The sequence below is a fragment of the Clostridium aciditolerans genome (assembly GCF_016316925.1).
GTDB classification, from domain to species: domain Bacteria; phylum Bacillota; class Clostridia; order Clostridiales; family Clostridiaceae; genus Clostridium_AM; species Clostridium_AM aciditolerans.
On record NZ_JAEEGB010000065.1, the window covers coordinates 361 to 1286 of the forward strand.

Annotated in this window: 2 protein-coding genes; both read right to left on the reverse strand. The window is 36.4% G+C overall.

Annotation, left to right across the window (positions count from 1 at the left end):
- Nucleotides 1–592, reverse strand: a 592-nt coding sequence (locus I6U51_RS24950) for a proline racemase family protein (RefSeq protein WP_246517685.1), incomplete at its 3' end; no start/stop codon positions are given.
- A gap of 12 nt (nucleotides 593–604) precedes the next feature.
- Nucleotides 605–926, reverse strand: a 322-nt coding sequence (locus I6U51_RS24475; RefSeq protein ID WP_211145158.1) for a proline reductase, incomplete at its 5' end; no start/stop codon positions are given.

Consider the following 926-nt stretch of genomic DNA (forward strand, 5'->3'; position numbering starts at 1 on the left):
CTTCTATTAATTTTTGTGCACTTGCTGGACTTATTTCTAGTCCTAGGTTTTCTGCTTTAACTATAGCAAAGAAGCTTCCACCAAAGGATATATCCATTGTTACTTTACCTATTCCTGGTACATCTACTTCTACATCTCTCTTATAAAGAAATGCTGGTACGTTAATTATTGACACTTCTTTAGCTTTTCCATTTTCTACTTTAACGCTAGCCTTAACTAATCCTGCTGGAGCTTCTAAAGTTAGATTTGTAACTGGTTCAACTGCTGGAACCATTCCTGATTCTACTGCTACTGTTGCTGCTCCTATTGATCCATGTCCGCACATATTTAAATATCCGCCGCCGTCCATGAATATTATTCCTAAATCAGCTTCTTCTGTTGTTGGTTGAGTTACTATTGAACCGAACATGTCATTGTGTCCTCTTGGTTCTAGCATTATAGCTGTTCTTACCCAATCAAGATGCTCTTCAAGATATGCTTTCTTTTCAGGCATTGTTTTCCCTGGTATATTAGGAACTCCTCCTACTACTATTCTTGTTGGTTCTCCCATTGTATGTGAGTCTATAGCAAATATTGTTCTTTCTGATTTCATTTTTCTGCCTCCCTATTTCTCTTTATTTTTCATTTTTAGTTTTAAAAATGCCAATGCTTTTTTAGCATCCAGCTCCACAACATTGTTTTCTCCCACAACTTCAGTTTCAATTCCTTCTTTAGACTTATTAAAGTCTACTATAGTATCCATATACTGATTTGTAACTACAAATTGAGCTTGTGTACCAACAAAGCTCATTCCAACAACAGGAATATCTCTTTTGCCTATTTCCTCTAAGGCTGTAGCAAAATCAATATTACTATTGCCCCAACCATCTATAGATACAATAGCTCCATCAGCTCTCATTCCTTCTATCCAAGCAGCTGCTCTTTGA